This is a genomic window from Klebsiella oxytoca NBRC 105695, assembly GCF_001598695.1.
In the GTDB taxonomy this organism is placed as follows: domain Bacteria; phylum Pseudomonadota; class Gammaproteobacteria; order Enterobacterales; family Enterobacteriaceae; genus Klebsiella; species Klebsiella oxytoca.
On sequence record NZ_BCZK01000006.1, the window covers coordinates 20,358 to 34,312 of the forward strand.

Below are 13,955 nucleotides of genomic sequence, written 5' to 3' on the forward strand. Positions count from 1 at the left end.
ATTCCTTTCAGGCTGCGGTAATCAGCCAGCAGTTGTGAATCTGACGGTTGCGGGCAAAGTCCTGAGACAGCGTTTTTTGCGTAATCTCCTGCGCCTTCAGGCCCAGCTGCGCCAGCCCGTCATGATCCATACGGAAACCGCGTTTGTTGTTTGAGAACATAATCGTGCCGCCTTTACGCAGCAGACGTTTTAAATCGGTCATCAGGCGCAAATGGTCGCGCTGAACGTCAAAGGCGTCATCCATACGCTTCGAGTTGGAGAAGGTGGGCGGATCGATAAAGATCAGGTCGAACTGTTCGGTCGTCTCCCGCAGCCAGCCCAGCACATCGGCCTGCATCAGGCGATGCGCGCGACCGGTTAAACCATTGAGGCGCAGGTTACGCTCAGCCCATTCGAGGTAGGTACGCGACATATCAACCGTGGTCGTGGATCGCGCGCCGCCAAGGCCGGCGTGAACGCTGGCGCTGCCGGTATAGGAGAACAGATTGAGGAAGTCTTTACCTTTACTCATCTGCCCCAGCATGCGGCGAGCGATACGGTGGTCGAGGAACAGCCCGGTATCCAGATAGTCGGTCAGATTAACCCACAGACGCGCGTTATACTCCTGCACCTCAATGAATTCACCTTTTTCGCCCATTTTCTGGTACTGATTTTTACCTTTCTGCCGCTCGCGGGTTTTCAACACCAGCTTATTCGGCGCAATCCCAAGCACGGCAATGGTGGCAGCAATAATATCGAACAGACGCTGACGGGCTTTATGCGCGTCAACGGTTTTCGGCGGCGCATACTCCTGCACCACAACCCAATCGGCGTAACGGTCAATAGCGACGTTGTATTCCGGGAGGTCGGCATCATACAGGCGATAGCATTCAATACCCTCCTGGCGCGCCCACTTCTCATATTTTTTCAGGTTTTTACGCAGGCGGTTGGCGAAATCTTCCGCCAGCATCGCGGTTTTGCCGCCTTCGTTTTCCGCAAGGTGGTAATTCTTCTGTACACAGTCGAGCGGGCCGTTTTTCGCTTTGAACTGCTTATCGGCGCGCAGCTGCAGGCAGCTCAGCAGATCCGGCGAGGCGCTAAACAGCGACAGGTTCCAGCCGCCAAACTGGTTTTTCATAATCCGCCCCAGCAGGCTATGCAGGGCAATCAGCGCCGGCTCGCTCTCCAGACGCTCGCCGTATGGAGGGTTGCTAATCACTGTCCCGTAAGGGCCCTTCGGCAACGGGTTGCTCAGCTGGGCGACATCTTTCACTTCGAAGGTAACCAGCTCGCCAATACCGGCACGGCGGGCGTTACGCTGCGCGCGTTCGATAACCCGGGCGTCAACGTCGGAACCGTAAAAGCGCGACTCATACGCCGCCAGCCCCTGACGGGCGCGGGTTTGCGCTTCGGACTTCACCTCTTTCCAGATAGCATCATCATGCTGCGCCCAGCCGCCGAAACCCCAATGGCCGCGGTGTAAACCCGGCGCCCGATCGGTCGCCAGCATCGCCGCTTCAATCAACAGCGTACCGGAACCGCACATGGGATCGAGCAGCGGCGTACCGGTAGCCCAGCCGGAACGCATCACTATCGCCGCGGCCAGGTTTTCTTTGATTGGCGCCATACCGGTACCGTCGCGGTAGCCGCGCAGGTGCAGGCCCTCGCCGCTGAGATCCAGAGATATATGAGCGGTCTCTTTATTCAACCAGACGTTAATGCGCAGATCGGGGTTTTCGCGATCGACGTTGGGACGCGGCAAATTCTTACGCGTAAAGCTGTCGACGATGGCATCTTTAACCTTCAGCGCCCCATACTGGCTGTTGCGGATCTCTTCGTTCAGCCCGCTAAAATGCACGGCAAAAGTGGCATCCTGGCTGAAAATCTCCGTCCATGGAATGGCCTGCACGCCAAGATACAGATCCAGGTCGCTGTATACGCTGCACTGCCCCAGCGGCAGCATAATCCGCGAAGCCAGTCGGCTCCACATCAGGCTTTGATACAGCAGTCGCGTATCTCCCTGAAAATGGACCCCGCCCTGGACCAACTGGCAGTCCACCGCGCCCAGCCCTTCCAGTTCAGTTTTTAACAGCTCTTCCAGCCCACGAGCCGTACTGGCAAACAGAGAATTCATATCGTCACTTTTACTAAAAGAAAATTGGTGCGCATTATAGCCAATATGCGCCCCATGTCATAAAGTTAAAGGCTTATTTTTAAAGCCAGGGGCAGCGTATGGTAACCCTTTCGCGACTTTTTATTCATCCCGTCAAATCGATGCGGGGAATTGGCCTGAGCCACGCTTATGCAGACATCAGCGGGCTGGCCTTCGATCGTATATTTATGGTGACGGAAACCGATGGCACCTTTATCACCGCTCGTCAGTTCCCGCAAATGGTCAAGTTTACTCCCGCGCCGCTCCATGATGGTCTGCATCTGACCGCTCCGGACGGCAGTAGCGCGATCGTGCGCTTCAGCGATTTCTCCGTGCAGCAGGAGCCGACCGAAGTCTGGGGCAACCATTTTACCGCCCTGATTGCCCCGGCCGGGGTGAACCAGTGGCTAAGCGGTTTTTTCAACCGCAGCGTTCAGCTGCGCTGGCTGGGGCCAGAGCTTAGCCGTCGGGTAAAACGTCACGATGCCGTCCCCCTCTCCTTTGCCGACGGCTTTCCCTATCTGCTGGCCAATGAGGCCTCGCTGCGGGACCTGCAAAATCGCTGTCCGGCCAGCGTAAGCATAGAACAATTTCGCCCGAATCTGCTGGTGACCGGCGCGGCCGCCTGGGAGGAAGATACCTGGAAAGTGGTGCGTATTGGCGAGGTCGTTTTTGATGTCGCGAAACCCTGCAGCCGCTGCGTGTTGACAACCGTCAGCGCGGAACGTGGGCAAAAGCACCCTGGCGGTGAGCCATTAACCACCCTACAGGGATTCCGCACGGCGCTGGATAATGGCGATGTTGATTTTGGCCAGAATTTGATCGCGCGAAATAGCGGCACGATCCGCGTCGGCGATGAGTTAGAAGTGCTGGCCCGCGGCCCGGCGAAGGCCTACGGCGCCGGGGAAAGCGACAATTCGCTGGCGCCTGAGACTCAGCAGAACGCAACGGTGGAAATTGAGTGGCAGGGACTGAGCTTTACCGGTAATAATCAGCAGATCTTGCTGGAGCAGCTGGAACAGCAGGGAATTCGCATTCCTTACTCCTGCCGGGCAGGGATTTGCGGCAGCTGTCGCATCCGTCTGGAAGAAGGGGAAGTCAGCGCGCTGAAGAAAAATGCGGTCGCCGCCGATGGCACCATTTTGTGCTGCAGCTGCGTACCGAAAACCGCGGTAAGGCTGGCGCCTTAAACCGCCTGGCCCAGGCTGTAGCTGGCGACGGCGGTCGCTGGCTGCAGTCGGTCGTTCATAATTTTAATCACGTCCCCCAACTGCATCACTCGCCCGGCAAGCGTCAGTCCCGGCTGCGCTAGCAGGCACAGCGCAGCGTTTTCGCCGGGCTCAACCACCAGCAGATTAACCTGCTGACCGGTATCGCTCAGCCATGCGCTAGCGGCATCACCGGTACCGGGCTGCCAGCTCTGTTGATGAGTAGTGAAATGCCAGCTTTTCGGCATCTGCGGCTTAAGGAAACGAATGGCGACCAGCGCATTGAGCACTAATTCAGCGCGCTGTTCTTTGGATAATTCAAGGTCGCGGCATTTTTCTTCAAATGAAAAATAGAGTGCGGCGTCATCAACGCAAAATCCGGAAGGGGCGAAGGCATCTGGCGTCAGCATCCGGCGGGGAAAACGGGATCGGAATAACATACCATTAGCCAGATCGAGCATCATGCGGTCATGCTCTTCATCGTAATACCAGCGCCAGTTATCGTCAGGTTTAATCCGCATTTCTACCCCCGTCCTCTTTCACATCCATCTGCAATAAACAGCAAAACTGCTACAGAATATTTCAAAAATTAAGAAAAGACTAAAATGTCTAAATAAGCAACAATGAAGGAATATAAAACAACCAGGGCTATAAATAAAGCCCTGGTGGAGTATCAGAAGGGGAAAAGATTAGATATGGGTAACAATTTCTTTAATCAGCGGCGGACCTTTAAAAATAAATCCGGAATAAATCTGCACCAGAGTCGCACCGGCGGCTATCTTTTCACGAGCGGCAATCACTGAGTCAATACCGCCGACGCCGATAATTGGCAGACGGCCATTTAATTCCTCAGATAGCATACGGATGATTTCGGTACTTTTCAGCTGCAGCGGACGCCCGCTAAGCCCACCGGTTTCATCGCAATGTTTCATTCCCTGCACCAGTGAACGATCCAAAGTGGTATTGGTGGCAATGACCCCATCGATATTATGTCGGACTAAACTGTCCGCAACCTGGATCAATTCCTCGACGGAAAGATCCGGAGCGATCTTTACTGCCAGCGGAACATATTTTTGATGTTTTTCCTGGAGTTCACGCTGCTTATTTTTAATACCAGAGAGCAGATCGTCGAGAGCTTCTCCGTATTGTAACGTACGCAAGCCCGGAGTATTCGGCGAGGAGATATTAATGGCGATATATCCGGCGTAAGCGTAGATTTTTTCCATACAAATCAGGTAATCATCTTTGCCTTGCTCTACCGGGGTATCTTTATTCTTACCGATATTAATCCCCAGAATGCCGTCAAAATGCGCTTTTTTTACGTTCTCTACCAGGTTATCCACGCCATGGTTATTAAAGCCCATGCGGTTGATCAAACCTTCGGCATCAACCAGGCGGAAGATCCTTGGCTTATCGTTGCCCGGCTGCGGACGAGGCGTTACGGTACCAATTTCAATGGAACCAAAGCCCATTGCGCCAAGGGCATCGATGCATTCGCCGTTTTTGTCCAGCCCGGCGGCCAGGCCCAGCGGGTTCTTGAATGTGAGTCCCATGCAGGTCACCGGCTTAGCCGGCACCTTCTGGCGAACCAACATTTCCAGCGGGGTACCCGAAACACGGCGTAATTGTTGAAAAGTGACTTCATGAGCGCGCTCAGGATCGAGCTGAAAAAGGGCTTTACGAACGAAGGGGTAGTACATGAACTCTCCTGGATTCCCGGTGTGCAAACCGGGGGCGTATTATGTGCGATCCACCCCGGAAAGGGAATTGACCTACGACAAAAAATCTTATCTCCGACGCAAACGTTTACTTTTCCCCCTTCGTTATGCGCTTTCTGACAATCCAACGCCGGATAAATCATTTAGGGAAAGATAAGCGCTCTGTCACACTGCGGCTAAATGTTATCAATTATAGATAAATGAAAATATTTGGTTATAAGGAGAGAATATGCGAGTCATAACACTTGCGGGTAGCCCGCGTTACCCTTCCCGCTCCAGCGCACTCCTGGAATACGCCAGAGAGACCCTCTCCGCGGCGGATATCGAGGTTTGCCACTGGCACCTGCAGAATTTTGCCCCGGAAGACCTGCTCTATGCTCGCTTCGATAACCCCGCTCTTCACGCGCTTAATGAACAGCTTGCCGGCGCGGACGGGCTGATTATTGCCACGCCGGTCTATAAGGCTTCTTTTTCAGGCGCACTCAAGACGCTGCTTGATCTGCTGCCGGAACGCGCGCTGGAAGGCAAAATCGTTCTGCCGCTGGCTACCGGCGGGACCATCGCGCATATGCTGGCGGTGGATTACGCCTTAAAACCGGTACTCAATGCGCTGAAAGCTCAGGAGATCCTCCACGGCGTTTTTGCTGACGATAGCCAGGTCACGGATTATCAGCATAAACCGCAGTTTACGCCGAATCTGCAGGGTCGCCTCGACCTGGCGCTGGAAACTTTCTGGCAGGCGCTGCATCGCCCCAGCAGCCGCGCGCCGGCGCTGAAAACCTTACAGCGGGTTGAGCACGTTTAACGACCAGCGTATTACCCTTAACAGGGCAATACGCTAGCGAATAAGGAATACTCCATGGCGACGCTTTCGCAAAAATTTCTCATCCGCATAGCTCCCTGGCTTTTACCGGTGGGCAGCGTGATTATTTGGCAATTCGCCTCCTCCATCGGCTGGCTTTCCACCCGGATTTTACCGTCGCCGGAAGGCATTCTCAAAGCCTTCTGGACGCTCTCCGCCAGCGGCGAACTATGGCAGCATCTGGCCATTAGCTCGTGGCGGGCACTTATTGGTTTCAGTATTGGTGGCTCCATTGGTCTGGTTCTCGGGCTTATCAGCGGCCTCTCGCGCTGGGGAGAACGCCTGCTGGATACCTCTATTCAGATGCTACGTAACGTGCCGCACCTCGCCCTGATTCCACTGGTCATTTTATGGTTTGGCATTGATGAAAGCGCCAAAATTTTCCTCGTGGCGCTGGGGACGATGTTCCCGATTTATATCAACACCTGGCACGGCATCCGCAACATTGACCGAGGACTGGTAGAGATGGCTCGCAGCTATGGCTTATCGGGCTTTGCGCTGTTCCGTCACGTGATCCTGCCCGGCGCCCTGCCCTCAATTATGGTCGGTATCCGCTTTGCGCTCGGCCTGATGTGGTTAACGCTGATTGTTGCGGAAACCATTTCTGCTAACGCCGGTATTGGCTATCTGGCAATGAACGCTCGCGAATTTCTGCAGACCGATGTCGTAGTCGTCGCCATTATTCTTTACGCTATTCTCGGCAAACTGGCCGATTTCAGCGCACAGCTCCTTGAACGCGTCTGGCTGCGCTGGAATCCGGCTTATCACCTTCAGGAGGCCAGCGCATGACAACCGCGCGTCTTAATCCCGGAATTCCGCTGCTGTTAAACGGCGTAAGCAAGCGTTACGGCAGCAAGACGATTCTGAATGAACTCGATCTGCATATCCCCACCGGGCAATTCGTCGCGGTGGTCGGTCGCAGCGGCGGCGGTAAAAGTACGCTGCTGCGGCTGCTGGCTGGGCTGGAAAAGCCCAACGGCGGCCAGCTGCTGGCGGGCTCGACGCCGCTGGCACAAATCCAGGACGATACCCGGATGATGTTCCAGGATGCCCGCCTGCTGCCGTGGAAAACGGTGATCGACAACGTCGGACTGGGGCTGAAAGGCCAGTGGCGTGAGGCGGCGCTTAATGCCCTGGCGAGCGTTGGCCTTGAAGACCGCGCCGGTGAATGGCCTGCAGCGCTTTCCGGCGGGCAAAAGCAGCGCGTAGCGCTGGCGCGTGCGTTAATTCATCGTCCTGGATTATTGCTGCTTGATGAGCCGCTCGGCGCACTCGACGCGCTGACTCGTCTGGAAATGCAGGATCTGATCGTTTCTCTGTGGCAGGATCATGGCTTTACCGTCCTGCTGGTCACCCACGACGTCAGCGAGGCGGTGGCGATGGCCGATCGCGTATTGCTGATAGAAGAGGGAAAAATAGGTCTGGATCTGCTGGTGGACATCCCTCGTCCGCGGCGCACCGGCTCGGCGAAGCTGGCCGAACTGGAAGCGGAAGTGCTGCATCGGGTGATGCAGCGCGGCAAGAACGAATCCTCGCCACGCTTAGTGAGTCACGGTTAACGACTGCGACGTTCCCCCGCTCGCGCAGCGCGAGCGGGGCGACAGGTTTGGACTCGTGCTGGCGTTATGCCAGCGCTTTACTGATTTTCTCGAACAGATCCCCGGAAAGATTCTCCAGACCTTTCAGCTGCTCAAGCGCCCCGCGCATCAGCGCCTGACGCTTGTTATCATAGCGTTTCAGACGAATCAGCGGTTCAATCAGACGCGACGCAACCTGTGGATTACGGCTGTTCAGTTCAGTGAGCATTTCCACCAGGAACTGATAGCCGCTGCCGTCTTCGGCATGGAACGCCGCCGGGTTGCTGCCGGCAAAAGCGCCGATTAGAGAACGGACGCGGTTCGGGTTACTCATGCTGAACGAACGATGATTCAGCAGGCCGCGAACCGTCTGCAGGACGTTATCGGCCGGGCTAGTTGACTGCAGGATAAACCATTTATCCATCACCAGGCCGTCCTGATGCCATTTATCATCATACTCCTGCATCAATGCATCACGGCACGGCAGCTGGGCAGCGACTGCCGCCGCCAGCGCCGCCAGCGCGTCGGTCATGTTGTCCGCATGGTGATACTGCGCGCTAACCAGTTTATCCGCCAGCTCCGCGTCGCCAAACGCCAGATAGCGCAGGCAGGTGTTACGCAGAGAACGCTTGCCGATATCGGCATGCTCAACGCGGTAGCTGTCAAGCTTGTTGGCGTTGTAAATCACCAGGAACTCGTCTGCCAGCTCTTTCGCCAGCGTACGGGTCAGCGCTTCACGCACCGCGGCGATAGCTAGCGGATCGATAATCGCAAACAGCTCAGCAATTTCATTCGCCGAAGGCAGCGTCAGGATTTCCGCCGCCAGCGCCGGATCGATCTTCTCATCCAGCAGGATGGCGCGGAAAGCATCGGCTACGTGGATCGGCAGCGACAGCGGTTGCCCCTGCTGGTGGCGGTTAACGTTGAGTTTGATATAGGTTGCCAGCAGGCTCTGCGCCGCGTCCCAGCGGGAAAAATCATTACGCGCGTGGCGCATCAGGAAAGTCAGCTGCTGATCGCTCCATTTGTACTCCAGCTTCACCGGGGCAGAGAACTCGCATAGCAGCGCCGGTACCGGCTGGAAGTAGACATTATCGAAAACAAAAGTCTGCTCCGCCTGGGTCACGTTCAGCACATGATGCACCGGGTGACCGCCCTTCTGCAGCGGGATGACTTTGCCTTCGTTGTCGTAGAGTTCGATATCGAACGGAATATGCAACGGCAGCTTCTCAGCCTGCTCAGCGGTCGGCGGCGTGCGCTGGCTGATGGTCAGCGTGTACTGCTCCGTTTCTGGATTGTAGTCATCATGGACGGTAACGATCGGCGTCCCGGACTGACTATACCAGCGGCGGAAGTGGGATAGATCAACGTTCGAAGCGTCTTCCATCGCCTGGACAAAATCATCGCAGGTCGCGGCGCTGCCGTCATGGCGTTCAAAGTACAGCTGCATTCCTTTCTGGAAATTCTCTTCGCCCAGCAGCGTATGCAGCATGCGGATCACCTCAGCGCCCTTCTCATACACCGTCAGGGTGTAGAAGTTGTTCATCTCGATAACCTTATCCGGCCGAATCGGATGCGCCATCGGGCTGGCATCTTCGGCGAACTGCAGACCGCGCATAGTACGCACGTTATTGATGCGGTTGACCGCACGTGAGCCGAGATCGGAACTGAACTCCTGATCGCGGAAAACGGTCAGGCCTTCTTTCAGGCTGAGCTGGAACCAGTCGCGACAGGTTACGCGGTTACCCGTCCAGTTATGGAAATATTCGTGGCCAATGACGCGCTCGATATCCAGATAGTCTTTATCGGTCGCGGTATCGGTGCGCGCCAGCACGTATTTAGAGTTAAAGACGTTAAGCCCTTTGTTCTCCATGGCGCCCATGTTGAAGAAGTCAATGGCGACAATCATATAGATATCAAGATCGTACTCGAGGCCAAAGCGGGTTTCGTCCCACTTCATTGAGTTTTGCAGCGAAGTCATCGCCCATGGAGCGCGATCGAGGTTGCCGCGGTCTACATACAGCTCCAGCGCAACCTCACGTCCCGAACGAGTTTTGAAAGTATCGCGCAGGACGTCGAAATCACCGGCCACCAGCGCAAACAGGTAGCACGGTTTGGGGAACGGATCCTGCCACTGAACCCAGTGGCGACCATTCTCCAGCTCCCCCTGGGCTACGCGGTTACCGTTGGAGAGCAGGAACGGGTATTTGGCCTTGTCGGCGATAATTTTGGTAGTGAAGCGCGCCAGCACGTCCGGACGGTCAAGGTACCAGGTAATATGGCGAAAACCTTCCGCTTCGCATTGGGTACACAGCGCTTCGCCGGACTGATACAGCCCTTCCAGCGCGGTATTGGCCGCCGGGCTGATTTCGTTGACGATAGTAAGGGTGAAATGTTCCGGCAATCCGCCGATCGCCAGCTGGTTATTTTCTTCCTTATAGTCGCTCCACGGCTGACCATTAACCAGCAGAGAAACCAACGTCAGGTCTTCGCCATCCAGACGCAATGGCACATCAGACGCAGCCGCGTGGCGGGAGACCTTACTCTCAGCCGTAACAACGGTTTTCGCGGCATCCAGGTCAAAGGTCAAATCGATATCGCTAATCAGATACTCCGGCGCACGATAGTCGTGGCGGTATTTGGCTTGGGGCTGTTGTGTCATAAAAAACCTTTAGCATGTCCTGTAAAGTGTCGACTCAGTCTATTCCTGTTGCGCAAATCTCGCTATGCAGAATCTTCATCTTTTCAATGCTAAACATGAAAATTGCTACATTCTGATAACACTAGAGGCACGAAATGCGCTCGACCAGGCGCAAAGCTTGTGGTGTGATGCGTGTTCAATATATTAAACTAGGCCTCGCAAATGACCGTTAGCGTCGCCATCAGCCGTCGCCGCGGGACAGAGTCGGGTATTACAGGTATACTCCGCCTCCTTTTACCGCTTTGGTTTTGATGGAAACGCTCCAGTGAGAGGATGCTACTGCGCACCATGACCCAATTCACTTCTCCTGTACTGCATTCGCTGCTTGATACGGATGCCTACAAGCTGCATATGCAGCAGGCTGTCTTCCACCGCTACAATGATGTACAGGTTGCGGCGGAGTTCCGCTGCCGCGGGGACGATCTGCTCGGCATCTACGCCGATGCGATTCGCGAGCAGGTTGAGACGATGCGCGACCTGAGGCTGCAGGACGATGAATATCACTGGTTGTCGAGCCTGCCCTTCTTTGCGCCAGATTATCTCGACTGGCTACGCGGCTTCCGCTACGATCCGCGCCAGGTTACCGTCACTAATGACAACGGTAAGCTGAATATTCGCCTGTCCGGGCCATGGCTTGAAGTCATCATGTGGGAGGTTCCGCTGCTGGCGGTGATAAGCGAGCTGGTGCACCACTACCGCTCGCCGGAAATCACCGTGACGACAGCGCTGAATACCCTTGAACATAAGCTGTCCGACTTTAACCGTCTCACCGCTGATGTCGATATGTCCGGCTTCCGCCTGATGGATTTCGGTACTCGCCGCCGCTTCTCACGCGAGGTGCAGCAGGCCATTGTTCAGCGTCTGCAGCAGGAGCCGTGGTTCACCGGCACCAGCAACTACGATCTGGCGCGTCGGCTTAACCTGACGCCAATGGGAACCCAGGCGCACGAATGGTTCCAGGCGCACCAGCAGATCAGCCCGAACCTGGCCAGCAGCCAGCGCGCGGCCCTCGCGGCCTGGCTGGAAGAGTATCCCGATCGGTTAGGTATCGCACTGACTGACTGCATCACGATGGACGCTTTCCTGCGCGATTTCGGGCCGGAATTTGCAACCCGCTATCAGGGGCTGCGCCACGACTCCGGCGACCCGGTAGAATGGGGCGAGAAGGCTATTGCCCATTACAAGAAGCTGGGCATCGATCCGCTGAGCAAAGTGCTGGTATTTTCTGATAATCTCGACCTGGCGAAAGCGGTCGATCTTTATCGCCACTTCTCCTCACGGGTCAATCTGAGCTTCGGTATCGGCACACGTTTAACCTGCGATATTCCCCAGGTTAAGCCGCTGAATATTGTTATTAAGCTGGTGGAGTGCAACGGCAAGCCGGTAGCGAAACTTTCCGATAGCCCGGGTAAAACGATTTGCCACGATAAAGCCTTCGTGCGCGCCCTGCGTAAAGCCTTCGATCTGCCGCCGGTCAAAAAAGCCAGCTAACACTGTGCGAAAAAATGCGTCCGTAAAACCGGACGCATTTTTATTATCATCCCCCTTTCCGTTCAGAAAAGTGTTTCATATTCACCGCCCTGTTTTCATTGCGAAATGCCCTGCGCGGGATAAAGGCAATGCTCAAAACTCTCTTAATATCAGGCTCTCCCGTCGTAAAGGAGACAATCTCCTTATTTATTTCCTAAAACACCCCTTTCTTGCGCGAAATCTACTTGTCTGATGGAAGATGACAGGTAACATAGATATCCCCCTGTCGAAGGGGTATACAGATTTTTCTATTGGACTAACAAGAGAGACTATTATGAGCGTTGTGCCTGTAGCCGACGTACTCCAGGGCCGCGTTGCCGTTGACAGCGAAGTCACCGTGCGCGGATGGGTGCGTACCCGCCGAGATTCTAAAGCTGGCTTTTCTTTCCTCGCCGTCTATGACGGTTCCTGCTTTGATCCTGTACAGGCCGTTATTAGTAATTCTCTTCCCAATTACAATCAGGAAGTGCTGCGCCTGACCACCGGCTGTTCAGTCATCGTGACCGGTAAAGTCGTGGAATCCCAGGGTCAGGGCCAGAGCTTTGAGATTCAGGCCAGTCATGTTGAAGTAAGCGGCTGGGTAGACGATCCGGAAACTTATCCGATGGCGGCTAAACGCCATAGCATTGAATACCTGCGTGAAGTTGCCCACCTGCGCCCGCGCACCAACCTGATTGGCGCCGTGGCGCGCGTTCGCCATACCCTGGCGCAGGCGCTGCACCGCTTCTTTGACGAACAGGGTTTCTTCTGGGTTTCTACCCCGCTGATTACCGCTTCCGATACCGAAGGCGCGGGCGAGATGTTCCGCGTTTCCACGTTGGATCTGGAAAACCTGCCGCGCAACGATCAGGGCAAAGTCGATTTCGATAAGGACTTCTTTGGTAAAGAGTCATTCCTGACCGTTTCTGGCCAGCTGAACGGCGAAACCTACGCCTGCGCGCTATCCAAAATCTACACCTTCGGCCCAACCTTCCGTGCGGAAAACTCCAACACCACCCGCCACCTGGCAGAGTTCTGGATGCTGGAGCCGGAAGTCGCCTTTGCTAATCTGAACGATGTGGCAGGTCTGGCGGAAGCGATGCTGAAGTACGTTTTCAAAGCCGTTCTGGAAGAGCGGGCAGATGACATGCAGTTCTTTGCCGAACGCGTTGATAAAGATGCGATCGATCGTCTGCAACGTTTCGTTTCCGCGGATTTCGCTCAGGTGGATTATACTGACGCGGTCACCATTCTGGAAAATTGCGGTAAGCAGTTCGAAAACCCGGTGTACTGGGGCGTGGATCTCTCCTCCGAGCACGAACGCTATCTGGCGGAAGAGCATTTTAAAGCGCCGGTAGTCGTAAAAAACTACCCGAAAGAGATCAAGGCGTTCTATATGCGCCTTAACGAAGACGGGAAGACCGTCGCCGCAATGGACGTTCTGGCGCCGGGTATCGGTGAAATTATCGGCGGCTCCCAGCGTGAAGAACGCCTGGACGTACTTGACGCGCGCATGGCGGAAATGGGTCTTAATAAAGAAGACTACTGGTGGTACCGCGACCTGCGCCGTTACGGCACCGTGCCGCACTCCGGTTTTGGTCTGGGCTTCGAGCGTCTGATTGCCTACGTGACCGGCGTACAGAACGTTCGTGACGTGATTCCGTTCCCGCGCACTCCACGTAACGCCACATTCTGATTTTTTTGTTATCTCACGCAAAGGTCGGCGCAAGCCGGCCTTTTTTTATGTCAATTTACGTTAACGAATTTCAGGAAATTTAAACATCAACCCGCGAAATTCATAAATATGTTACGCACTATTTCGCTCATACCTGAAGTTACAAATCGCACTTAATGCCCAAAAATCGTCAAACCTGCTGATTATATTGCTCACTATTTAATCAACCACCGCACATCTTGCAACGACAAGATCTGAATAAAAAAAAAGCAAAAAGCAGCTGTAAAATGCACAACCCCTCTGTTATCTAAATTAATCATAATTAATTCATATAGATATATAAAGAGAGCTGATTTTGTCAGCGAACAGGGACGGAATGTTGATAGAGTTCACAAAGTTCCCAAAAATACACATTTAGTTACATAGAATTTCCTTTTGTTACTCATATGAGATATTGGTAGCATTTTCAGGCTAGCGAAACGTTGTTCTGAATGGAAAGATGCCTCCAGACACCAAACTATCATCAATAGTTCCGTAAATTTTTATTGACGAAACGTATTGGCGGCAGTGGCAA

General features: G+C 54.5%; 10 protein-coding genes. 6 read left to right on the forward strand and 4 right to left on the reverse strand.

Annotated features, from left to right (window positions below; translation table 11 throughout):
• Window positions 1–7: 7 nt before the first annotated feature.
• Entirely contained in the window at window positions 8–2,113 is a 2,106-nt protein-coding gene (gene rlmKL / locus KO1_RS11835) for a bifunctional 23S rRNA (guanine(2069)-N(7))-methyltransferase RlmK/23S rRNA (guanine(2445)-N(2))-methyltransferase RlmL (protein WP_004100749.1), read from the reverse strand.
• A gap of 98 nt (window positions 2,114–2,211) precedes the next feature.
• Here rlmKL and KO1_RS11840 point away from each other — a divergent pair, with 98 nt between their 5' ends.
• Window positions 2,212–3,321 (forward strand): YcbX family protein, encoded by a 1,110-nt coding sequence (locus KO1_RS11840; protein ID WP_016808052.1) that lies wholly within the window; start codon window positions 2,212–2,214, stop codon window positions 3,319–3,321.
• Here the strand turns inward: KO1_RS11840 and zapC are convergent.
• Both zapC and pyrD read right to left on the reverse strand, forming a co-directional pair.
• Window positions 3,318–3,860, reverse strand: a complete 543-nt coding sequence (gene zapC, locus KO1_RS11845; protein WP_004100747.1) for a cell division protein ZapC — start codon at window positions 3,858–3,860, stop codon at window positions 3,318–3,320. The two genes, KO1_RS11840 and zapC, sit on opposite strands and share 4 nt — an antisense overlap.
• Before the next feature lie 168 nt (window positions 3,861–4,028).
• Window positions 4,029–5,039: a quinone-dependent dihydroorotate dehydrogenase gene (pyrD, locus tag KO1_RS11850; protein ID WP_004100745.1), complete on the reverse strand. Its 1,011-nt coding sequence runs from the start codon at window positions 5,037–5,039 to the stop codon at window positions 4,029–4,031.
• A gap of 247 nt (window positions 5,040–5,286) precedes the next feature.
• Here pyrD and ssuE point away from each other — a divergent pair, with 247 nt between their 5' ends.
• Genes ssuE through ssuB form a run of 3 tightly spaced genes read left to right on the forward strand, consistent with a single transcriptional unit; the run spans window position 5,287 to window position 7,478 of the window.
• Window positions 5,287–5,862: an NADPH-dependent FMN reductase gene (gene ssuE / locus KO1_RS11855; RefSeq protein WP_004100743.1), complete on the forward strand. Its 576-nt coding sequence runs from the start codon at window positions 5,287–5,289 to the stop codon at window positions 5,860–5,862.
• A gap of 54 nt (window positions 5,863–5,916) precedes the next feature.
• The gene (gene ssuC / locus KO1_RS11860) at window positions 5,917–6,708 is read left to right on the forward strand and encodes an aliphatic sulfonate ABC transporter permease SsuC (protein ID WP_023320653.1); all 792 of its coding nucleotides are present in this window, start codon (window positions 5,917–5,919) and stop codon (window positions 6,706–6,708) included.
• Window positions 6,705–7,478 (forward strand): aliphatic sulfonates ABC transporter ATP-binding protein, encoded by a 774-nt coding sequence (gene ssuB / locus KO1_RS11865; protein WP_004100741.1) that lies wholly within the window; start codon window positions 6,705–6,707, stop codon window positions 7,476–7,478. The genes ssuC and ssuB overlap by 4 nt, the downstream gene beginning before the upstream one ends.
• A 64-nt stretch (window positions 7,479–7,542) precedes the next feature.
• Here ssuB and pepN read toward each other — a convergent pair whose 3' ends face one another.
• The gene (gene pepN, locus KO1_RS11870) at window positions 7,543–10,158 is read right to left on the reverse strand and encodes an aminopeptidase N (RefSeq protein ID WP_064406933.1); all 2,616 of its coding nucleotides are present in this window, start codon (window positions 10,156–10,158) and stop codon (window positions 7,543–7,545) included.
• Window positions 10,159–10,485: 327 nt separating this feature from the next.
• Here pepN and pncB point away from each other — a divergent pair, with 327 nt between their 5' ends.
• Window positions 10,486–11,688: a nicotinate phosphoribosyltransferase gene (gene pncB / locus KO1_RS11875; RefSeq protein WP_004100738.1), complete on the forward strand. Its 1,203-nt coding sequence runs from the start codon at window positions 10,486–10,488 to the stop codon at window positions 11,686–11,688.
• Between the two features lie 313 nt (window positions 11,689–12,001).
• Window positions 12,002–13,402, forward strand: a complete 1,401-nt coding sequence (gene asnS, locus KO1_RS11880; RefSeq protein ID WP_004100736.1) for an asparagine--tRNA ligase — start codon at window positions 12,002–12,004, stop codon at window positions 13,400–13,402.
• The last annotated feature ends 553 nt before the right edge of the window (window positions 13,403–13,955 follow it).

What these genes read in the sequence shown, in the direction of transcription:
- ssuB (WP_004100741.1), top strand. Translation starts at nt 6,705, where the DNA reads ATGACAACCGCGCGTCTTAATCCCGGAATTCCGCTGCTGTTAAACGGC.
- ssuE (WP_004100743.1), top strand. Translation starts at nt 5,287, where the DNA reads ATGCGAGTCATAACACTTGCGGGTAGCCCGCGTTACCCTTCCCGCTCC.
- rlmKL (WP_004100749.1), bottom strand. Translation starts at nt 2,113, where the DNA reads ATGAATTCTCTGTTTGCCAGTACGGCTCGTGGGCTGGAAGAGCTGTTA.
- zapC (WP_004100747.1), bottom strand. Translation starts at nt 3,860, where the DNA reads ATGCGGATTAAACCTGACGATAACTGGCGCTGGTATTACGATGAAGAG.
- pepN (WP_064406933.1), bottom strand. Translation starts at nt 10,158, where the DNA reads ATGACACAACAGCCCCAAGCCAAATACCGCCACGACTATCGTGCGCCG.
- KO1_RS11840 (WP_016808052.1), top strand. Translation starts at nt 2,212, where the DNA reads ATGGTAACCCTTTCGCGACTTTTTATTCATCCCGTCAAATCGATGCGG.
- pncB (WP_004100738.1), top strand. Translation starts at nt 10,486, where the DNA reads ATGACCCAATTCACTTCTCCTGTACTGCATTCGCTGCTTGATACGGAT.
- ssuC (WP_023320653.1), top strand. Translation starts at nt 5,917, where the DNA reads ATGGCGACGCTTTCGCAAAAATTTCTCATCCGCATAGCTCCCTGGCTT.
- pyrD (WP_004100745.1), bottom strand. Translation starts at nt 5,039, where the DNA reads ATGTACTACCCCTTCGTTCGTAAAGCCCTTTTTCAGCTCGATCCTGAG.
- asnS (WP_004100736.1), top strand. Translation starts at nt 12,002, where the DNA reads ATGAGCGTTGTGCCTGTAGCCGACGTACTCCAGGGCCGCGTTGCCGTT.